At 71.8% G+C, this 21041-nt stretch carries 15 protein-coding genes and 1 pseudogene; 8 read left to right on the forward strand and 8 right to left on the reverse strand.

What is annotated here, in order from left to right; translation table 11 throughout:
* Nucleotide 1 precedes the first annotated feature (1 nt).
* Nucleotides 2-847 carry a class I SAM-dependent methyltransferase gene (locus tag NH2_RS18885; RefSeq protein WP_067655555.1) on the reverse strand — a complete coding sequence of 282 codons (846 nt, stop codon included), beginning with the start codon at nt 845-847 and terminating at the stop codon, nt 2-4.
* Nucleotides 848-1206: 359 nt separating this feature from the next.
* Between NH2_RS18885 and rpsA the strand changes: the two genes are divergently transcribed.
* Nucleotides 1207-2673, forward strand: coding sequence for a 30S ribosomal protein S1 (gene rpsA / locus NH2_RS18890; protein WP_067655558.1), 1467 nt, complete (start codon nt 1207-1209; stop codon nt 2671-2673).
* A gap of 160 nt (nt 2674-2833) precedes the next feature.
* On the opposite strand, the gene NH2_RS18895 is transcribed toward rpsA, so the two are convergent.
* Complete coding sequence (locus tag NH2_RS18895) at nt 2834-3004, reverse strand: hypothetical protein (RefSeq protein ID WP_245650636.1); 171 nt, start codon at nt 3002-3004, stop codon at nt 2834-2836.
* Nucleotides 3005-3306: 302 nt separating this feature from the next.
* On the opposite strand from NH2_RS18895, the gene coaE reads away from it, so the two are divergent.
* A complete protein-coding gene (gene coaE / locus NH2_RS18900; RefSeq protein ID WP_067655564.1) occupies nt 3307-4461 on the forward strand; it encodes a dephospho-CoA kinase in 1155 nt (384 codons plus the stop codon).
* A 60-nt stretch (nt 4462-4521) separates the two neighbouring features.
* Here the strand turns inward: coaE and NH2_RS18905 are convergent, their stop codons facing one another.
* Nucleotides 4522-5046, reverse strand: coding sequence for a ribonuclease FAU-1 family protein (locus NH2_RS18905; RefSeq protein ID WP_067655567.1), 525 nt, complete (start codon nt 5044-5046; stop codon nt 4522-4524).
* A gap of 69 nt (nt 5047-5115) precedes the next feature.
* On the opposite strand from NH2_RS18905, the gene uvrB reads away from it, so the two are divergent.
* Nucleotides 5116-7278 (forward strand): excinuclease ABC subunit UvrB, encoded by a 2163-nt coding sequence (uvrB, locus tag NH2_RS18910; protein ID WP_067655570.1) that lies wholly within the window; start codon nt 5116-5118, stop codon nt 7276-7278.
* A 23-nt stretch (nt 7279-7301) separates the two neighbouring features.
* Here uvrB and NH2_RS18915 read toward each other — a convergent pair whose 3' ends face one another.
* Nucleotides 7302-7772, reverse strand: coding sequence for a VOC family protein (locus NH2_RS18915; protein ID WP_067655573.1), 471 nt, complete (start codon nt 7770-7772; stop codon nt 7302-7304).
* Here NH2_RS18915 and NH2_RS18920 point away from each other — a divergent pair.
* From NH2_RS18920 to NH2_RS18930, 3 genes are all read left to right on the forward strand, one after another.
* Nucleotides 7750-8706, forward strand: a complete 957-nt coding sequence (locus tag NH2_RS18920) for an AraC family transcriptional regulator (protein WP_245650637.1) — start codon at nt 7750-7752, stop codon at nt 8704-8706. The genes NH2_RS18915 and NH2_RS18920 overlap by 23 nt on opposite strands.
* Nucleotides 8707-8770: 64 nt before the next feature.
* Nucleotides 8771-9187: a DoxX family protein gene (locus NH2_RS18925; protein WP_067655924.1), complete on the forward strand. Its 417-nt coding sequence runs from the start codon at nt 8771-8773 to the stop codon at nt 9185-9187.
* A 324-nt stretch (nt 9188-9511) separates the two neighbouring features.
* Entirely contained in the window at nt 9512-9964 is a 453-nt protein-coding gene (locus NH2_RS18930; RefSeq protein ID WP_067655576.1) for a universal stress protein, read from the forward strand.
* A gap of 196 nt (nt 9965-10160) precedes the next feature.
* On the opposite strand, the gene NH2_RS18935 is transcribed toward NH2_RS18930, so the two are convergent.
* From NH2_RS18935 to NH2_RS18945, 3 genes are all read right to left on the reverse strand, one after another.
* On the reverse strand, nt 10161-12431 hold the full coding sequence (locus NH2_RS18935) for a HelD family protein (RefSeq protein ID WP_067655579.1): 2271 nt from the start codon (nt 12429-12431) through the stop codon (nt 10161-10163).
* Between the two features lie 93 nt (nt 12432-12524).
* Complete coding sequence (locus NH2_RS18940) at nt 12525-13964, reverse strand: diguanylate cyclase domain-containing protein (protein WP_369690054.1); 1440 nt, start codon at nt 13962-13964, stop codon at nt 12525-12527.
* Between the two features lie 207 nt (nt 13965-14171).
* Nucleotides 14172-15893: a sensor histidine kinase gene (locus tag NH2_RS18945; RefSeq protein WP_067655582.1), complete on the reverse strand. Its 1722-nt coding sequence runs from the start codon at nt 15891-15893 to the stop codon at nt 14172-14174.
* 225 nt (nt 15894-16118) lie between these two features.
* Between NH2_RS18945 and NH2_RS18950 the strand changes: the two genes are divergently transcribed.
* Complete coding sequence (locus NH2_RS18950; RefSeq protein WP_245650638.1) at nt 16119-17000, forward strand: sigma 54 modulation/S30EA ribosomal C-terminal domain-containing protein; 882 nt, start codon at nt 16119-16121, stop codon at nt 16998-17000.
* A gap of 58 nt (nt 17001-17058) precedes the next feature.
* Here NH2_RS18950 and NH2_RS18955 read toward each other — a convergent pair whose 3' ends face one another.
* Nucleotides 17059-17691 (reverse strand): response regulator, encoded by a 633-nt coding sequence (locus NH2_RS18955; RefSeq protein ID WP_067655585.1) that lies wholly within the window; start codon nt 17689-17691, stop codon nt 17059-17061.
* Nucleotides 17692-17911: 220 nt separating this feature from the next.
* Between NH2_RS18955 and uvrA the strand changes: the two are divergent.
* Nucleotides 17912-20818, forward strand: a pseudogene (uvrA, locus tag NH2_RS18960) (excinuclease ABC subunit UvrA); the annotation flags it as partial.
* Between the last annotated feature and the right edge of the window lie 223 nt (nt 20819-21041).

Below are 21041 nucleotides of genomic sequence, written 5' to 3' on the forward strand. Positions count from 1 at the left end.
GTCAGGGCCTGCGGGTCACGAAGATGGCGGTGCCGGGGAAGATCTCGCCGCGCAGCGGGCTCCACTGCCCCCACTCCCGGTCCAGCCACTCCGGCCAGTCCGGCTCCACGATGTCGAGCAGCTCCAGCCCGGCGGCGACGATCTCGCGCACCCGGTCGCCGATCGTGCGGTGGTGCTCCACATAGACCGGGGTGCCGTCGGCGCCGAGCTCGACGTACGGGCTGCGGTCGAAGTAGGACTGCTGCGCGACCAGCCCGTCCGGGCCGGGGTCGTCCCTGAAGATCCAGCGCATGGGGTGGTTCACCGCGAAGACCCAGCGCCCGCCCGGCCGCAGCACCCGCGCCACCTCGCGCATGACCGCCGCCGAGTCGGCCACGAACGGCACCGCGCCGAAGGCCGAGCAGGCCAGGTCGAAGCTCCGATCCGGGAACGGCAGTTTCTCGGCGTCGGCCTGCACCAGCGGCACCACCGGCCCGCCGCGCGCCATCACCGCGACGCCCCGGCGCAGCATGCCGGCCGAGATGTCCAGCCCCACCGGGTGCGCGCCGTTGCTCGCCAGCCAGCGCGCGCAGGGGGCCGAGCCGCAGCCGATCTCCAGCACGTCGCGCCCGGCGACCTCGCCGAGCAGGTGCCAGTCGCCCTCGTGCAGCCCCTCCGGGCACCAGACGAATTCGCCGGTCGGGGAGTCGACGCCGAGGAAGCTCGCGTGCTCGCGGTGGTAATCCGCGGCATCGGCGTCCCACCAGCGCCGATTGGCCGTGCTGCTGGCGGCCGAGCCGGCCGGGACGCGGGCGACGGCGGTCACCCCGAAGTCGGCCTCGGCGGCCGCGTGGCGGTGGTCGGACACCCCCGCGAGCCTAGTCGTACTGCGGTTTTCGACGCTCCCGGCCCGGTTTGCCCGGGCATGATCGGGTGCCGTACGCTGAGCGGCGAGTGTCAACTGTACTGGCGTCCGGTCATCGGGGTTCTCGAACGCGGGGTTTTCCTGGTGAGCCGGTCGTGGCACTGGGTATCGGGCCGGGTACACTCGGCGCGCCTCCCGAAACACTCCGCGCTCGGAATATCCGGCGGCCACGCCGGGTTTCGTCAGGCGATGCGTGCGGTACGTTCATTGTGTCCGTCGTCGCATCGTCGCGGTGATTTCGCAGCGTACCGAAAGTTCCAATGTCCGCAACCGACCACAATCCGTCCGGAGCACACCGACACATGCCCACCACCGTCACCTCGCCGCAGGTAGCCGTCAACGACATCGGCTCCGCCGAGGACTTCCTCGCCGCCATCGACGCCACGATCAAGTACTTCAACGACGGCGACATCGTCGAGGGAACCATCGTCAAGGTCGATCGCGACGAGGTTCTGCTCGACATCGGTTACAAGACCGAAGGCGTCATCCCTTCCCGCGAGCTCTCCATCAAACACGATGTCGACCCGAACGAGGTCGTTTCCGTGGGCGATGAGGTGGAAGCCCTGGTCCTCACCAAGGAGGACAAGGAAGGCCGCCTGATCCTGTCGAAGAAGCGGGCGCAGTACGAGCGTGCGTGGGGCACCATCGAGGAGCTCAAGGAGAAGGACGAGGCCGTCAAGGGCACCGTCATCGAGGTCGTCAAGGGCGGCCTGATCCTCGACATCGGCCTGCGCGGCTTCCTCCCGGCCTCGCTGGTCGAGATGCGCCGGGTCCGCGATCTGCAGCCGTACGTCGGCAAGGAGATCGAGGCCAAGATCATCGAGCTGGACAAGAACCGCAACAATGTGGTGCTGTCCCGCCGCGCCTGGCTGGAGCAGACCCAGTCCGAGGTGCGCAGCGAGTTCCTGCACCAGCTGCAGAAGGGCCAGGTCCGCAAGGGTGTGGTCTCCTCCATCGTCAACTTCGGCGCCTTCGTCGATCTCGGCGGTGTCGACGGCCTGGTGCACGTCTCCGAGCTCTCCTGGAAGCACATCGACCACCCGTCCGAGGTCGTCGAGGTCGGCAACGAGGTCACCGTCGAGGTGCTCGACGTCGATCTGGATCGCGAGCGCGTCTCGCTGTCGCTGAAGGCGACCCAGGAGGATCCGTGGCGGCAGTTCGCCCGGACCCACGCCATCGGCCAGATCGTGCCGGGCAAGGTCACCAAGCTGGTTCCCTTCGGCGCGTTCGTCCGCGTCGAGGAGGGCATCGAGGGCCTGGTGCACATCTCCGAGCTGGCCGAGCGGCACGTCGAGGTGCCGGACCAGGTCGTCGCGGTCGGCGACGACGCCATGGTCAAGGTCATCGACATCGACCTGGAGCGGCGCCGGATCTCGCTCTCGCTCAAGCAGGCGAACGAGGATTACAACTCCGAGTTCGACCCGTCGAAGTACGGCATGGCCGACAGCTACGACGAGCAGGGCAACTACATCTTCCCCGAGGGCTTCGACTCCGAGACCAACGAGTGGCTCGACGGTTTCGAGAAGCAGCGCGAGGAGTGGGAGGGCCGCTACGCCGAGGCGGAGCGTCGCCACAAGATGCACACCGCGCAGATCGAGAAGATGGCGGCCGACGCCGCGGCCGAGGCCGCGAACGGCAGCGGCTCCTCGAACTACTCGTCGGAGTCCGGCGGCGCGTCGCAGTCCGCCGCCCCGGAGCCGGCCGGTGGCTCGCTCGCCAGTGACGCGCAGCTCGCCGCGCTGCGCGAGAAGCTGTCGGGCAACGCCTGATTCGCTCAGCAGTACGCCGAAGGCCCCGATCCGCGCGGATCGGGGCCTTCGGGCTTTCCCGGGTGGGTACGGCTGTGCGGCCCGGTTGCGCGGTGGCATGTCGAGCCACGCGGGACGGCTGTGGCCCGGCCGCCGCGGCCGGGCCACACCGTGCGCGAGTTCAGTTGGCGGCGGCCGGAATCCAGCGGGCGACGGCCAGGAACGGACGTTTTCGGGCAGGCACGAAGCTGTGCCGGGAGGGGCTGAGCAGCGCGGCCAGCCACGGCCTGCGGTACTCCGCGATCGCCGCCGCAACGGCGGGGTAGCGGATGCAGTGCACTCCCCCCGCCATACCGAGGCGGTGGCGACCCGCTCGGTTGAGTTCGGTGCGCAATGAACGTCCTTTGCATCGTGCTGGTGCGGCCGGAATTCGCCAGGCCGAACAGTATCGGAAATCTTCCGATCCGCCCAGTACTTCGTCCAGGAAAACGCCGCCGCGTGTCGGAAAGTTGTCGTCGCGGTCGCGGGTCGCACGGAAATTGTTGCGAATTGATCTCGGCGGCATCACGGATCGATCAGGGCCGCGATTTCGGGTGAATTCGGTGGGCGCGATGGGTACCAAGACTGATCGGCACCTCGTGCGAGACTGTGCCCATGTTGCGGATCGGCCTCACCGGAGGCATGGGAGCGGGCAAGTCGACGGTGGCGCGGATCCTGACCGAGCTCGGCGGCGTCCTCATCGACTCGGATGCCATCGCCCGCGAGGTGGTCGCGCCGGGCACCGACGGGCTGGCCGCCCTGGTCGAGCGGTTCGGCGACGGCATCCTGGCCGCCGACGGCAGCCTGGACCGCCCCGCACTGGCCGCCATCGCCTTCGCCGACGACGACTCGCGGGCCGCGCTCAACGGCATCGTGCACCCGCTGGTCGGCACGCGCACCGCGGAGCTCTTCGCCGCCGCGCCCCCCGACGCCGTCGTGGTGCAGGATGTCCCGCTGCTGGTGGAGAACGGCCTCGCCGCCATGATGAACCTGGTGCTGGTGGTGCACGCCCCCGCCGAGCTCCGGCTGCGCCGGCTGGTCGAGTTCCGCGGAGTGGACGAGGCCGACGCGCGGGCGCGCATGGCCAGCCAGGCCACGGACGAGCAGCGCCGCGCCGCCGCCGACGTCTGGCTGGACAACAGCGGCGAGCCGGCGGCGCTCGACCCGGTCGTGCGGGCGCTCTGGAGCGAGCGGCTGGTGCCCTTCGAGCGGAATCTGCGCACGGGTACGGCGGCGGTGCCGGAATTCCGGCCGGTTGAGCCGGACCCGGAGTGGGCGGCTCAGGCGCAGCGGCTCATCGCCCGCCTGTGGCTGGTCTGTGGCGGCGCGGCGAAGGCCATCGAGCACACCGGCCCGACCGCGGTGCCCGATCTCCCGGCGCCGGACGTGCTCGACGTGCAGATCACCGTGCCGGACGCGGCGGCCGCGGCCGGGCTGCGGGACGGCCTCGCCGCCGCCGGGTTTCCGGCGAGCGAGCGCAGCCCCGCGGCAGCGGTGGCGGGAGAGCCGGGGTGGCTGCACGAGAGCGCCGACCCGGGCAGGCCCGCGACCGTGACCCTGCGGGTCGCGGAGTCGCCGGGTGCGCGCTTCACCCTCGCGCTGCGGGACGCACTGCGCGCCGATCCCACGCTGCGCGCCGACTACCTGGCGGTCCAGCGGCAGGCCGCAGGGGCCGCCGAAGGGCAGACCGGGCACGCGGCAGCCACGGCGTACCGCGCCGTCCAGGAACGGTGGTTCGGCGAGGTCGCCGCGCGGCTCGGCGCGAGCTGAGCGGAGCGGGCTGCCGAGGCGGACACCCGTTTCGTGCGGGCCGAGAGCGCGCCGCGCGGCTCAGCGCCAGCTGAGTTCCATGCCGAGCGAGGCGGCCCAGGCATCCACCGAGTACCCGTGCGCGGCCAGCCCCTCGATGGCGTAGGTCGCGTTCAGCACGGCCGCCTCGGCGGCGGCGGCGTCGATGAGCCCGGCCTCGAGCGCCGCGAGCAGCTCGTCGGTGTCGAGCAGCTCGGCCTCCCTGCCGTTCTGCACCGCGATGTCGAGGTAGTGGTCGAGCGCGCGCCAGCGGGTCCTCGTCACCGGGCGGAAGACCCCGATGTCCAGGTAGACGTCCTGGTCGCGGTGCTCGCCCGCGCGGAAGTGGAAGATCGTGGCGCGCACCCCGAGATCGGGCAGCAGCCACGACTCCATGTGCTCGAACCGGGGGTGGTCGGCGGTGCGCGACATGTACAGCCCCCACGGCTCCTCCCGGTACACCTCGACCGGCCGCACGAACCCCTTGTTGTCGGTATTGGTGCGCGCCGCCAGATCGAAGTGCTCGACCTTGGGCCGATGCACCGATACCGCCTCCGCGTCTGTCATGCCCGGAAATGTACCGGGCGCCGGGCACAGCGACGGAGTCTGTCGGTGGCTCCGCCTACCCTGGTGAGCATGGCATTCGCAACCGAGATCCCCGAGGGGACGCCGCTGGCCCACTCGGAGTTCCGTCCGGTGGGCGAGGTCGAGCGTGCCGATGGCGAGTTCCGGGTCGTCAGCGACCACCGGCCCGCCGGTGATCAGCCCGCCGCCATCGCCGAGCTGGAGCGCCGGGTGCGCGCCGGCGAGCGCGACGTGGTGCTGCTCGGCGCCACCGGCACCGGCAAGTCGGCGACCACGGCCTGGCTGGTCGAGAAGCTGCAGCGGCCAACGCTGGTGATGGCCCCGAACAAGACGCTGGCCGCGCAGCTGGCGAACGAGCTGCGGGAGATGTTCCCGCACAACGCGGTCGAGTACTTCGTCTCGTACTACGACTACTACCAGCCCGAGGCGTACATCGCGCAGACCGACACCTACATCGAGAAGGACAGCTCGATCAACGACGACGTGGAGCGGCTGCGCCACTCGGCGACCTCGAGCCTGCTCTCCCGGCGCGACGTGATCGTGGTGGCCTCGGTCTCCTGCATCTACGGCCTCGGCACCCCGCAGTCCTACCTGGACCGCTCGGTGCAGCTGGAGGTCGGCGGCGAGGTGGATCGGGACGCGCTGCTCCGGCTGCTGGTCGACGTGCAGTACACCCGCAACGACATGGCCTTCACCCGCGGCTCGTTCCGGGTGCGCGGCGACACCGTGGAGATCATCCCGTCCTACGAGGAGCTCGCGGTCCGCATCGAGTTCTTCGGCGACGAGATCGAGGCGCTCTACTACCTGCACCCGCTCACCGGCGACGTGGTGCGCAAGGTCGACACCGTGCGCATCTTCCCGGCCACGCACTACGTCGCCGGGCCGGAGCGGATGGAGCGCGCGGTCCGCGATATCGAGGCCGAGCTGGAGCAGCGGCTGGCCGAGCTGGAGAAGCAGGGCAAGCTGCTGGAGGCGCAGCGGCTGCGCATGCGCACCCAGTACGACCTGGAGATGATTCGCCAGGTCGGGTTCTGCTCCGGCATCGAGAACTACTCCCGCCACATCGACGGCAGGCCCGCGGGCTCCGCGCCCGCCACCCTGCTCGACTACTTCCCGGAGGACTTTCTCCTGGTCATCGACGAATCGCACGTCACGGTGCCGCAGATCGGCGGCATGTACGAGGGCGACATGTCGCGCAAGCGGAACCTGGTGGAGTTCGGCTTCCGGCTGCCCTCGGCGGTGGACAACCGTCCGCTCACCTGGGAGGAGTTCGCCGAGCGGATCGGCCAGGCGGTCTACCTCTCGGCCACCCCCGGCCCGTACGAGCTGGGGCAGACCGGTGGTGAGGTGGTCGAGCAGGTCATCCGCCCGACCGGGCTGGTCGACCCGGAGGTGGTGGTAAAGCCGACCAAGGGCCAGATCGACGATCTGGTGCACGAGATCCGGCTGCGCACCGAGAAGGACGAGCGGGTGCTCGTCACCACGCTGACCAAGAAGATGGCCGAGGATCTCACCGACTACCTGCTCGGCCTCGGCGTCCGGGTGCGCTACCTGCACTCCGAGATCGACACGCTGCGCCGGGTGGAGCTGCTGCGCCAGCTCCGGCTCGGCGAGTACGACGTGCTGGTCGGCATCAACCTGCTGCGCGAGGGGCTCGACCTGCCCGAGGTCTCGCTGGTCGCCATCCTGGACGCCGACAAGGAGGGCTTCCTGCGCAGCAGCACCAGCCTGATCCAGACCATCGGCCGCGCCGCCCGCAATGTCTCCGGCCAGGTGCACATGTACGCCGACACCGTCACCGACTCCATGCGGCACGCCATCGAGGAGACCGACCGGCGCCGGGCCAAGCAGGTGGCCTACAACGAGCAGATGGGCATCGACCCGATGCCGCTGCGCAAGAAGATCGCCGACATCCTGGATCAGGTCTACCAGGAGGCCGACGACCAGGTGGCGATCGGCGGCTCCGGCCGCAATGCCAGCCGCGGCAGGCGGGCCCAGGGTGAGCCGGGCCGCGCGGTGAGCGCGGGGGTGTACGAGGGCCGCGACACCGCCTCCATGCCGCGCGCCGAGCTCGCCGACCTGGTCGCCGAGCTCACCGCGCAGATGATGAACGCCGCCCGCGAGCTGCAGTTCGAACTCGCGGGGCGGCTCAGGGACGAGATCGCCGATCTCAAGAAGGAGCTGCGGGGCATGGACGCCGCCGGGCTGTCGTGAGCGGGCTGACCCGCGGGAGTGGGTCAGCCCTGCTGGGCCATCCATTCGTTGACCCGGCGCTCGGCCTCCTCGGGGGAGACGTCCTCGACCCGGGTCATGGTCACCCAGCGGTGCCCGAAGGGGTCGATGAAGACGCCGAAGCGGTCGCCGGTGACGAAGGTGGACGGCTTCTCCAGCACCGTCGCGCCGTGCGCGGCGGCCCGCTCGATGACGCTGTCCACATCCGGGCAGTAGTGCACGACCGAGGTGTGCACCCAGCCCTCCTCGGGCGCGCGCACGCCGTGATCCGGCATGGGCAGCCCGAGCTGGAAGGTGGCGTCCCCGACCTTCAGCTCGGCGTGCGCGGGCTGCCCGTCCGGCAGGTCGTTGCGGCTCAGCACCTCGGCGCCGAGCACCGCCGCGTAGAAATCGAGCGCGGCGTTGCCGTCCGGCACCGCGAGGAAACAGGTGATCGAGTGGTAGCCGCTCGGAATGGGATTCACGGTGTTCGTCATGGGCTCCACCCTGCCCCGGCCGCCCGTCCCGATCTTGGAAGAACGCGACACCGTGGGTGACGAGCGCGCCGCGCCGCTGCGCGGCGGCATCAGCGCGCGGGACAGCCAGAAGGGCATCCTGCACCCCGGCGAGCAGGCCAGGCACCGCTCGCTGCGCCGGCTGCCGGTCGGCCCCGCACTGCGCCGCTACGTGGCCTGGTACTGGGCGGTGCACTGGGACCTGCGCGAGCCGTACCGGGCCGAGGTGCTCCCGTATCCGTGCGTGAACGTCACCTTCGAGGCGAGCGAGCGGGAGCGCGGCGGCTTCGTCAACGGGGTCTGCACCACCCGCTTCGAGCGCGAGCTCACCGGCCGCGGCCACACCTTCGGGCTGCGCTTCCACCCCGGCGGCTTCGGCGCCTTCACCGGCCTCGACGTCGGCGCGCTGCGCGACCGGCGGCTACCGCTGGCCGAGGTGCTGCCCGGCGCCGACGAGCTGGCCGGGCGGGTGCTGGCCGCCGCGGACGACGAGGCGCGCGCCGCGCTGGTCGAGCGCTACCTCAGCGGCCGGGTCGCCGCCGCCGACCCGCAGTACGACCGGGTACTCGCCGTGGTGGCGGCCATGGAGTCGGACCGCGAGCTGACCCGGGTCGACCAGGTCACCGCGCGCTTCGACATCCCGGTGCGCACGCTGCAGCGGCTCTTCCGCCGCTATGTCGGCGCCGGGCCGAAGTGGGTGCTGCGCCGCTACCGGCTGCAGGACGGCGCGCACCTGCTCGCCCGCGGCCACCGTGCCGACCTGGCCGCGCTCGCGCTGGAGCTCGGCTATTTCGACCAGGCGCATTTCTGCCGGGAATTCACCGCCGAAATCGGGATGCCGCCGCTGGAATACGCGCGCAATTCCGCGCGCACCCCGATGCCCGGACACGATTCGGCGGATTCTTCGGGTCGATAGCGGATATCCGGCCGCCGCGGCGGGACAATTGTCCGGTCGGATTCCGATGTCGAAGGAGCGGGTCATGGATGTCGTGGTGTTGATCGGGCGGGTCCTGTTCGCGATGCTCTTCCTCGGCTCGGCCGCCGGGCACCTCACCCAGGCGGACGGGATGGCGGGGTACGCGGCGAGCCGGGGGATACCGGCGCCGAAGCTCGCCGTGCTCGGCTCCGGGGTGCTCATCCTGATCGGCGCGCTCAGCGTGCTGCTCGGCGTCTGGGCCGATCTCGGATCGCTGCTGCTGGTGCTGTTCCTGCTGCCGACCGCGGTGCTCATGCACCCGTTCTGGAAGGAGACCGACGCCGAGACCAAGCAACTGGAGCTGATCGGCTTCAACAAGGACGTCGCGCTCGGCGGCGCCGCGCTCGTGCTCTTCGCCTTCTTCGCGCACACGCCCGAGCTGGGGCTGACGATCACCGGGCCGCTCTTCCACCTGAACTGACCCCGGCGCGGTACGCATTTCCGGCCGGAAACCGGCGGGCAATCCAGTGCTGTGACGAATGTCGTACCGCGGCAGGGTGCTTCGATTTTGCTGTGATAGTTCACAGGTCGGCGCCGGGAGCGCCTCGTCGGCGCTGGTTGGCGGGGGCCGGTCAGCGAACTCGCGGTGCGGAGGATCACCGGAAAGGGGTGGGTGCGCGGATGTGATGTGTTGCGATTTCTTAAATTCTGCGGGGTTTTGCCGCTATGGTCGGTCACAGTCACCGCCCGGTGCCTGTCTCAGCCAGGCACCGGACCGGACCCGCCCTGAGTCGTTGGAGGAGAGATGACCGCCTACCGGACCATTGTCGTCGGTACCGATGGATCGGACTCGTCGTACGTGGCCGTGGAGAAGGCCGCGGCGCTGGCCGGCGTTTCCGACGCCGCCCTGATCGTGGCCTGCGCGTTCTACCCGACGGACGACCGTGATGTCGCCGCCGCGGCGGACGTGCTGAAGGACGAGGCGTACCAGGTGCGCGGCTCCGCGCCGACGAACGAGATCCTGCGCATCGCGCGGGACCGGGCGACGGCCGCGGGCGCCAAGAACATCACCGAGCGCTCCATCGTCGGCGAGCCGGTGGATTCGCTGCTCACCCTGGTGCGCGAGGTGGACGCCGATCTGCTCGTGGTCGGCAACCGTGGGTTGAACACCTTGGCCGGGCGGTTGCTCGGCTCGGTGCCCTCGGACGTCGCGCGCAAGTCGCGCTCGGATGTGCTGATCGTGCACACCGTGCGCTGACGCGGAATCTGTATGCCGCGGCCCCGCCCGATCTGATCGGGCGGGGCCGCGGTGCGTCCCGAGCGCGCTGGGCCGGGGCGATCGAGCGCGGGGCCGAGCCACTCGGGCGCGGGGCCGAGCCGATCGGGCGCGGGTGCGAGCCGATCGGGCGCGGGTGCGAGCCGATCGGGCGCGGGTGCGAGCCGATCGGGGCGGGTCAGCTCGCAAGCGTGCCCAGCTCAGGGGGCAGGTCGTCGCTGTGCAGGACGGTGAGCCGCTGGGTGGCGCGGGTGAGGGCGACGTACAGGTCGTTGCGCCCGCGCGGCGACTCGGCCACGATCGCGGCCGGCTCGACCAGGATCACCGCGTCGAACTCCAGCCCCTTGACCTCGGCGACGGTGAGCATCCGCACGGAATCCCCGGACGGCTCGGGCAGCGCGCCCGCCATGGCGTGCGGCACGATCACCGCGGCGGTACCAGGCCCGGTCTCCGCGGCCGCCGCCTCGGCCACGGCGTCCGCCAGCTCGGCGGCGGCGACCCGCACCGCCTTCGGCACCTCCCCGGTGGCGCGGATCGAGCGCGGCACCTCGGCCGCGGGGTCGATCGCGGCCAGCACGCCCGCCGCCACCGCCATGATCTCGGCCGGGGTGCGGTAGTTGACGGTGAGCTCGGCCAGCTTCCAGCGCCGCGCCACGTACGGCTCCAGGATCTCCTGCCAGGACGAGGCGCCCGCCGGGTCGCCGGTCTGCGCCACGTCGCCCACCGCGGTGATCCACCGGTTCGGGATCCGCCGCATGACCATGCGCCAGGCCATGGGGGAGAGCTCCTGCGCCTCGTCCACGATGACGTGGCCGTAGGTCCAGGTGCGGTCGCCCGCGGCGCGCTCGGCGGTGGTCTGGCTGGTGCGCACGTGCTGCCGCTCGGCCAGCTGCCCGGCGTCGATCAAGTCGTAGGCCATGAGGATCTCCGGGTCCAGGTCATCCTCCAGATCCTGCGGCGCCGAGCCGGTGAGGATGTCCAGCGCGTCCTGCGCCTCCTCCAGCCTGGCCCGGTAACGCCGCCGGGAGCGCTCCCGCTCCTCGGCGTCGTCCACCCCGAGCAGCTCGGCCAGTTCGTCGAGCAGCGGGGCGTCGGCGGCGCTGAACTCGCCGGTGTCGGCGCGGTGCAGCTCGGCCCGGTCCGGCTCCGGCATGCCCTTGGCCACCCGGGCCAGCCGCTCCGGCTGGGCCAGCAGGTCGGCAAGCACCTCCTGCGGCGAGAGCGTCGGCCAGAGCCGGTCGACGGCGGCCTGCACCTCGGGGTCGGCGCGCATCTCGTCCCTGATGTCGCCGAGGTCGGCGGGGCTGAGCAGGCTCTCCGCGCCGACCAGGTTGGCGCCCATGGTGGCGGCCAGCTGCGCGGTGAGCGCGTCGATCACCGAGGCGGCGAAGACCGGCCTGGCCAGGTTGTGCGGGCGCCGCGAGGAGCGGGCGCGGCCGCGCGCCTTCGTCGCGATGCCGCGGTCCAGCGTCACCGGGTAACTGTCGAAGCGCAGCCGGATCGGCTCCTTCGGCACCTCCTGCCGGTCCCGCACGGCCTGCTTGAGCACGTCCAGGATGGCGAGCGAGCCCTTGAGCTCGCCCGCGCGCAGGCTGTCCGCCCTGGTGGCCTTCACCCCGGGGTAGAGGTCGCCGATGGTGGAGAGCAGCACGCCGGTCTCGCCGAGCGAGGGCAGCACCTGCCCGATGTAGTCGAGGAAGGTGGCGTTCGGGCCGACGATCAGCACGCCGCTCTTGGCCAGCTGCTGCCGGTAGGTGTAGAGCAAGTAGGCGGCGCGGTGCAGCGCCACCGCGGTCTTGCCGGTGCCCGGCCCGCCCTGCACCACCAGCACGCTGCGGTGCTCCGAGCGGATGATGGCGTCCTGCTCGCTCTGGATGGTCTCGACGATGTCGTTCATGTGCCCGGTGCGGGCCGCGTTCAGCGCCGCGAGCAGCGCGCTCTCGCCGCCGACCCCGCCGTCGGACGGCGCGGCGCCGGCCGCGTCCAGCGCCTCGACCGCCAGGTACTCGTCGTTCAGCGCGGTCACCCTGCGGTTGCGCGAGCGGATGTGCCTGCGTCGCCGCACCCCCTCCGGCATGGCGGTGGTGGCCAGGTAGAAGGGCCGGGCCAGGGGCGCGCGCCAGTCCAGCAGCAGCGGGTCGTAGTCGTGCTCCTCGTCCAGGATGCCGAGCCTGCCGATGTAGCGGCTCGGGTCCTCGGAGTGCTCCGGGTCGAGGTCGATCCGGCCGAAGCAGAGGCCGTGCTCGGCGGCGTCGTACTTGGCCAGGTCCTCGCTGTAGAGCTGGGTGAAGGACTCCCGCTCGCTGCGCGCCTGCGGGGTGCCCCCGGTCTCCAGCAGGACGGTGCGCAGCCGGGTGCGCGCGTACTCGCGCATGGCGTCGAGCCGCTCGTACAGCGCGGTCAGGTACTCCTGCTCGGTTACCAGGTCGTCGTCGCGGCCTTCGGGCACACTGAACTCCTTCGCGGCCGGGTGGGGAGTCCGATGCGCACGGTGCGCGCATCCGGAGAACGGAACGATCGAGTCTACTCCGGCGGGTGCCGGTCAGGAGGCGTGCGTGCTGGTCGGGTGGCCACGGTCACCACCCGGCTTGGCCTGGTACATCGCCACGTCGGCGTCGTGCAGCACCGCCTCCGGGGTGCGCTCGTCGCCGGGCAGCAGATCGGTGGCGCCGACCGAGGCGTCGACCTCGATCCGGTGCCCCCTGGCGACGATCGGCTCCGCCATGGCGGAGCGCAGCCGGTGCACGAGCGCGTCCCGGTCGGCGGCCCGGGTGCGCCCGGCCACCAGTACCAGGAACTCGTCGCCGCCGAGCCGCCCGACCACGTCGTCGGCGCGCAGCGCGCGCTGCAGCCGCTGCGCCACGATCTGCAGCACGGTGTCGCCGATGGCGTGCCCGAGCGTGTCGTTGATCGCCTTGAAGCCGTCCAGGTCGATGAAGAGCACCAGCGAGACCGGCTGCTCCTCGCCGGCCGCCAGCGCCTCGGCCAGCCGGGTCAGCACCAGCGAGCGGTTCGCCAGCCCGGTCAGCGAGTCGTGCGTGGCCTGGTACTCCAGCTGCCTGCGGCTGGCGCGGAACTCGGTGATGTCGGAGAACGAGGAGACCGCCGAGGAGTCCGGGTCGTCCGGGTTCAGCAGCCTGCTGCTGCCGGAGAGCCAGCGGCGCTGCCCGTCGTGCCGGTCCACCCCGAACACGTAGCCGGTGATGGTCTCGCCGGTGGCCAGCGTGCGCGCCACCTGGTGCTGGGCCGGTGCCAGCGGGCGCGCGGCGGAGTCGAGCAGGGTGAGCGGCAGCTCCTCGATCCGGTGGCCGATCGGGTCGACCCCGGCGAGCACGCCGAAGATGCGCCGCGCGGCCGGGTTGATGGACTCGATCCGGCCGTCCCGGTCGATCACCACCACGCCCTCCTGCAGCTGCGACACCACCGTGGTGAAGTGCTGCTCGGCCCGGCGCTGCGCGGCCTCCGCGGTGCGCTGTGCGGTGAGGTCGTGGAGCACCACCTGGTAGGCGTGGTGGCCGTGCCAGGGCGTGAGCACCGCGACGGTCTGCACGTCGACGGTGCCGCCGTCGACCCGGAGCAGCGTCATGGCGGCGGGCGGCGAGGCGGCGCCCTCCTCGGTGAGCCGGGCGATCCGGTCCAGCATGGCGGGCACGAAGCGGGGGTGCACGAAGTCGGTGATCGGCCTGCCGACCACCTCGGCGGCCGAGGCGGCGCCGACCAGCCGGACCGCTGCGGGGTTGACGTAGACGACGGTGCCGCGCTCGTGCACGCAGACGCCGTCCGGGATGTGCTCGACCAGCGAGCGGTAGCGGTGCGCGAGCAGCTCGGCGCCGGCCAGTCGCGTGTCGGTGGGTTCGGCGCTGTCCGGCCGTGCGTCGGCGAGTTCGGCGCTGTCCGGCCGTGCGTCGGCGAGTTCGGCGCTGTCCGGCCGTGCGTCGACGGCCGGCGTGCCGGCAGCATCGACGGTGCCGTCCTCACCCACGTCGCTCCCCGATCACTCGTCCCGGTCGTCCCGCTCGGAACGGCAGCCACCCGCACGCTGGCCACGGAGGTAACCGGTTCGCCCGCCGGGGAGCCGGCGGAGGAGCACAGATCTTGCCCGGTGCCGCAGAAGCCGTCCAGAGCAGTACTCGATCATATGTCGATCGATCGCACCGTTCCCGTTACCGCAGGCTACGCACCGGCACCGTCAGAGCGGCACCGACCAGCGCAGCCTGGTGCCTGGAAAGGTGCGCGGGTCGGCGTCCGGCCCCGCGGTCACCACCGCCAGCGAGCCGCCCGCCGACTCGGCGCGCTGCTCCAGATTGCGCAGCCCGGAGCGGGCCACGTGGTGCGGCATGCCCCAGCCGTTGTCGGTGACCACCACCGTGAGCGCGCTGCCCGCGGCCACCTCGACCAGCACGGTGTCGGCGCCGGAGTGCCGCACCGCGTTGCTCACCGCCTCGCGCACCACCGCCTCGGTGTGGTCGGCCAGCTCCGGTGCGAGCGCGTCCACCGGGCCGCTGATCCGCAGGTCGGCGTGGAGCGCGGTCTCCGCGGTCTGCTGGCGCACCGCGTCGGCCAGCCGCTGCGGCAGCCCGACTCCGCCGTGCAGGTCGAAGATCGAGGTGCGGATCTCCTGCACCACCTCGTGCAGGTCGTCGATGGTGGCGCCGAGCCGCTCCCGCACCTGGGCCCCCTGCACCTGCGGCAGCGTGCTCTGCAGCGCCAGCCCGATGGCGAAGAGCCGCTGGATCACGTGGTCGTGCAGGTCGCGGGCGATCCGGTCGCGGTCGGCGACCAGGTCCAGCTCGCGTACCCGCTGCTGGGCGTCGGCGAGCTGCATGGCCAGCGCGGCCTGGTCGGTGAAGGCGGCGGTCAGCTCCACCAGCTCGTCGCTGAACGGCGCGAACCCGGCGGGGCGCACGGTGACCAGCACGCCGAGCGTGCTGTCCGGGGTGCAGAGCGGCAGCACCAGCACCGGCCCGGCACTGGGCAGCGGCACCCCGAGGTCGATCGCGCCGAGATCGTCCCAGCGCAGCGGGGTGCGCCGGGTGAAGGCCTCGCCGAGCGCGGTGCCCGAGACCCGCACCGGCTGCCAGTCGGCGCCCGCGTCCGGCCCGACCCACTGGGTCACCACCAGCTCGCGCACCGGGGTGCCGCCCGCCACCCGCATCGGCGCGCTGGCCAGGAAGGCCTGGTGCGAGCCGCTGAGCGTGCGGGCGTGGTCGACCACGTGCGCGAGCACCCGGTCCGAGTCGGTGCCGGCGAGGAACTCGGTGGCGATGTCGCGGGTGGCCTCGATCCAGGCCTGCCTGGTGCGCGCCGACTCGTAGAGCCTGGCATTGTCCACCGCGCTGGCCGCGGCCGCGGCCAGCGCCTGCACCAGCACGTCGTCGTCCTCGGTGAAGGGCTGGCCGCCCGCCTTCTCGGTGAGGTAGAGGCTGCCGAACACCTCGTCCCTGATCCGCACCGAGACCCCGAGGAAGGTGCGCATGGGCGGGTGCCCCGGCGGGAAGCCGACCGAGTCCGGGTGCGCGGTGAGATCGTCCAGCCGCACCGGGCGGGTGTGCCGGAAGACCGTGCCGAGCACCCCGTGCCCGGCGGGCTGTGCGGCGATCCTGGCCCTGGTGGCGTCGTCGATGCCCTCGTCGAGGAACTGCACCACCTGCTCGTCGTGGCCGCGCACCGCGAGCGCGCCGTAGCGCGCGTCGACCAGCCGGGTGGCGGCGTGCACGATGGCCTCGAGCGTCTCGTCCAGATCCAGCCCCTTGGTCACGGTGAGCATCGCCTCGACCAGGCCGTCCATCCGGTCCCTCGAGTCGATGATGAGCTCGACCCGCTCCTTCACCTCGCCCAGCAGCTCGCGCAGCCGTAACTGGGAGAGGGTGTCGCGCACCGAGTAGGGATCGCTGCCGTTCTCGTCGGTCATCCGCGCATTCCCCTGCTGCCGGGCGTCGGCGCCCGAACTCGAAAACCCCTGGCGCGCGGCACCGGCCGCGCCGGTCCAGTTTAGAACGCCGGGGTGGCGGCCCGGTCGCGCGCGGGGGCCGTGTCGCACACCCGGGCCGGTGACAGAGGACTTTCGACCCTGGCCGGGGTGTCGGTGCGGCTGTTCCATGGTCAGCGGGAACGAATCGGAAGTGGGGTGTGGCAGATGGATTCGTCGAAACGGGTGCGCCGATCGTCCGCGCCGCGGTCGGTGGCGATGCGCCGTCGTCCGGTGGCAGCGGGCCGGATCCGCAGCACGCCCGCGCCCGAACGGGCGGTACAGCAGTGGAGCACCGCGGGCGACCCGGTGCTCGCGGTGACCACCTCCGGCGAGGTGGAGCCCGCCGAGGTGACCAGGGCGGTGCGCGCGATCGGCCGGGTGCTGCGCAGGCACCGGCTGGACGCCACCACCAGGGTCAGGGTGACGGCGCCCGCCAGGCCGGGCGACCCCACCCTGGTGCAGGCCAACCTCTGCCTGCGCGACCTGCCGACCCGGGTGCAGGTCACCGGCCCGCGCGGCTTCGCGGTGACCTTCGCCGCCGAGCGGCTGGACCGCAGGCTCGCGCGCGCCGCCTCCGGGGAGGCGCGGGCCTGGCCCGATCCGGCCCGGCCGCCGCTCACCGCGGTCACCGCGGTGCGGCCGATCGTGCGCAGCAAGCAGTGTCTGCTGCTGGACGGCACCGCCGCCGAGGCGGCCGCCGTCCTGGACGCCATGGACTACGAGGCGTACCTGTTCGTGGATGCCGAGACCGGGGAGGACGCCGTCGTGCACTGGGTCGACGGGGTCGGCGCCGGGCTCATCCGGCAGCGCTCCACCCGGCCCGCGCCCTCGCCCATGACCGGGCCGCTGAGCGTCGGGGCGCTGCCGGTGCGCACCAGCGCCGAGCCCGCGCCGGTGCTGACCAGGGCCGCCGCCGCACACCGGCTCTGCCGAGCCGGCCTGCCGTTCCTGTTCTTCACCGACACCGCCACCGGGCGCGGAGCGTTGCTCTACCGCCGCTACGACGGTGATCTGACCCTGGTCACTCCCGCCGCCGCCGCGGGCTGACCGCGCGGGTTCGCCCGCCCGGCTACCGGGCGGCGCGTTCCGCGCGGGGAACCGCGGCTCAGGTGCCGGAATCCAGCTTGCTGGCCAGCACAGCGGCCTGGGTGCGGCGCTCCATGCCGAGCTTGGCGAGCAGCCGGGAGACGTAGTTCTTCACCGTCTTCTCGGCGAGGAACATGCGGGCGGCGATCTGCCGATTGGTGAGCCCCTCGCCGAGCAGCGCGAGCAGTCGCCGCTCCTGCTCGGTGAGGCGCTCCAGCACGGCGGCGCCGCTGGCGTGCCGCAGCCGCGCCTCCAGCGTCTCCGCCGAGCGCCCGCCGAGCAGCGAGCGCCCCGCACCCACCTGTTTGAGCGCTTCGGCCAGCTCCATGCCCTTGATGTTCTTCACCACATAGCCGCCCGCCCCGGCCAGCACCGCGTCCAGCATGGCGTGCTCGTCGCTGAACGAGGTGAGGATGAGGCAGCGCAGCCCTTCGTGTTCGGCGAGCAGGTCGCGGCAGAGCTCGATGCCGTTGCCGTCCGGCAGCCGGACGTCGAGCACCGCGACGTCGGGGCGCACCGCGCGCACCCCGGTCAGCGCGGCCGCGACCGTACCCGCCTGCCCGACCACGCTCAGCTCCGGATCGCTCTGCAGCAGATCCACCAGCCCCCGCCGGACGATCTCGTGGTCGTCGACCAGGAACACCCCGAGCATCCCGCCCTCCGCTCCGCCCGCCGCCGACGCGGCGGCGCGTCCGTATGCTGGACGACGAATACGTGCGGCGCCTGCACCCCGGCGGCCGCGGTCGTCGTGTTCTGCGACCCCACCTTAGCCCCCGCCCCGACCTCGCGGCCGCTACTTGTCGGTGGTCGCCTCTAGCATCGCCGCCGGGGGCACCTGTGCACGTCGGAATACGATCGAGAAGGGACTTCTGGTGGCGGAACGCCTCACCGTTCGCGGAGCTCGGGAACACAACCTGAAGGGGGTCGACCTCGATCTGCCCCGCGACAGCCTGATCGTGTTCACCGGGCTCTCCGGCTCCGGCAAGTCCAGCCTGGCCTTCGACACCATCTTCGCCGAGGGCCAGCGCCGCTACGTGGAGTCGCTGTCGGCGTACGCGCGCCAATTCCTCGGCCAGATGGACAAGCCGGACGTGGACTTCATCGAGGGGCTCTCACCCGCGGTCTCGATCGATCAGAAGTCGACGAACCGCAACCCGCGCTCCACCGTCGGCACCATCACCGAGGTCTACGACTACCTGCGGCTGCTCTACGCGCGGGCGGGCACCCCGCACTGCCCGGTCTGCCACGAGCTGATCGCCAAGCAGTCCCCGCAGCAGATCGTGGACCAGGTGCTCGCCATGGACGAGGGGCTGCGCTTCCAGGTGCTCGCCCCGGTGGTGCGCACCCGCAAGGGCGAGTTCGTCGACCTCTTCGAGCAGCTGAACGGCCAGGGCTACTCGCGGGTCCGGGTGGACGGCGTGGTCTACCCGCTCACCGACCCGCCGAAGCTGAAGAAGCAGGAGAAGCACGATGTCGAGGTGGTGATCGACCGGCTCGCCGTCAAGGGCACCGCCAAGCAGCGGCTCACCGATTCGATCGAGACCGCGCTGCGGCTGGCCGACGGCATCGTCGTGCTCGACTTCGTGGACCGCGACGAGCACGCGCACGATCGCGAACGCCGCTTCTCCGAGCGGCTGGCCTGCCCGAACGGCCACCCGCTCGACATCGAGGACCTGGAGCCGCGCTCCTTCTCCTTCAACTCGCCGTACGGCGCCTGCCCGGACTGCACCGGCCTCGGCATCCGCAAGGAGGTCGACCCGGAGCTGGTGGTGCCCGACCCGGAGCTGAGCCTGGCCGACGGCGCCATCGCGCCGTGGTCGCGCGGGCAGTCCGCGGAGTACTTCACCCGGCTGCTGTCGGGGCTGGCCGAGGCGAACGGGTTCTCCATCAGGACCCCCTGGAAGAACCTGCCCGCCAAGGCGCGCAAGGCGGTGCTGGAGGGCAGCACCGACCAGGTGCACGTCTCCTACACCAACCGCTACGGCCGCAAGCGCTCCTACTACGCCGACTTCGAGGGTGTGATGCCCTTCCTGCAGCGGCGCATGGAGAACACCGAGTCCGAGCAGATGAAGGAGCACTACGAGGGGTACATGCGGGACATCCCGTGCCCGGTGTGCCGCGGCAGCAGGCTGCGCCCGGAGATCCTCGCCGTGACCATCGCGTCGGGGGACGACCGGCGCTCCATCGCCGAGGTCAGCGATCTCTCGATCGGCGATTGCGCGGCCTTCCTGAACGGGCTCACGCTGGGCGAGCGGCAGGCCGCCATCGCCGGGCAGATCGTCAAGGAGGTGCAGGCCAGGCTCGGCTTCCTGCTCGACGTCGGGCTGGAGTACCTGAGTCTCTCGCGCGCCGCCGCCACGCTCTCCGGCGGCGAGGCGCAGCGCATCCGGCTCGCCACCCAGATCGGCTCCGGGCTGGTGGGCGTGCTGTACGTGTTGGACGAGCCCTCCATCGGGCTGCACCAGCGGGACAACCGCAAGCTGATCGAGACGCTCACCCGGCTGCGCGACCTGGGCAACACGCTGATCGTGGTCGAGCACGACGAGGACACCATCCGGGCCTCGGACTGGGTGGTCGACATCGGCCCGATGGCGGGCGAGCACGGCGGCAGGGTGGTGCACAGCGGCACCTACCAGGAACTGCTCGGCAACGAGGCCTCGCTCACCGGCGCCTACCTGGCCGGGCGGGAGAGTATCGCGCTGCCGCTGGTGCGCAGGCCGATCGACCGCAAGCGCAGGCTCACCGTGGTCGGCGCCACCGAGCACAACCTGCGCGGCATCGACGTGCACTTCCCGCTCGGCGTGCTCACCGCCGTCACCGGCGTCTCCGGCTCCGGCAAGTCCACGCTGGTGAACGACATCCTCGCCACCGTGCTGCAGAACAAACTGAACGGCGCGCGGCAGGTGCCGGGCAGGCACACCAGAATCACCGGGCTGGACCACCTGGACAAGCTGGTGCAGGTGGACCAGTCGCCGATCGGCCGCACCCCGCGCTCCAACCCGGCCACCTACACCGGCGTCTTCGACAAGATCCGCACGCTCTTCGCGGCCACCACCGAGGCCAAGGTGCGCGGGTACCAGCCGGGGCGGTTCTCCTTCAATGTCAAGGGCGGGCGCTGCGAGGCGTGCTCCGGCGACGGCACGCTCAAGATCGAGATGAACTTCCTGCCGGACGTCTACGTCCCGTGCGAGGTGTGCCACGGCGCCCGGTACAACCGGGAGACGCTGGAGGTGCACTACAAAGGCAAGACCATCGCCGAGGTGCTGGACATGCCGATCGAGGTGGCGGCCGAGTTCTTCGAGCCGGTCACCTCGATCCACCGGTACCTCGAGACGCTGGTGGATGTCGGGCTCGGGTACGTCCGGCTGGGGCAGAGCGCACCGACGCTCTCCGGCGGTGAGGCGCAGCGCGTGAAGCTCGCCGCCGAGCTGCAGAAGCGGTCGAACGGGCGGACCGCGTACATCCTCGACGAGCCGACCACCGGGCTGCACTTCGAGGACATCCGCAAGCTGCTCCTGGTGGTCAACGGGCTGGTGGACAAGGGAAACACGGTCATCGTGATCGAGCACAACCTGGATGTGGTCAAGACGGCCGACTGGATCATCGATATGGGGCCCGAGGGTGGCTCCGGCGGGGGGACCGTCGTCGCCGAGGGGACGCCGGAGGAGGTGGCGGCTGTCGCGGGCAGTTACACCGGCGGGTTCCTGCGGGAGGCGTTGGACGCCGCCGCCGAGCGTGGCGCGGTCGCGGCGCCGGTGCGGAAGTCGCGTACGCGCAAAGCGGAGGTGGCGGAATCCGCGAAGGTGGACGTCGCGGCGGCCGATGTCGCCGCCGAGCCCGCGCGCGGCAAGCCGGCTGCCAAGCGCGCCGCGAAAGCGCCGGCGAAGGCGGCGGCGACCAAGGCGGCGGCGACCAAGGCGGCGGCGACCAAGGCGGCGGCGACCAAGGCGGCGGCGACCAAGGCGGCTCGTGGCGACGGCGCGCCCGCCAAGGCGACCGCGC

The sequence above is a fragment of the Nocardia harenae NBRC 108248 genome (genome assembly GCF_001612885.1).
GTDB classification, from domain to species: Bacteria; Actinomycetota; Actinomycetes; order Mycobacteriales; family Mycobacteriaceae; genus Nocardia; species Nocardia harenae.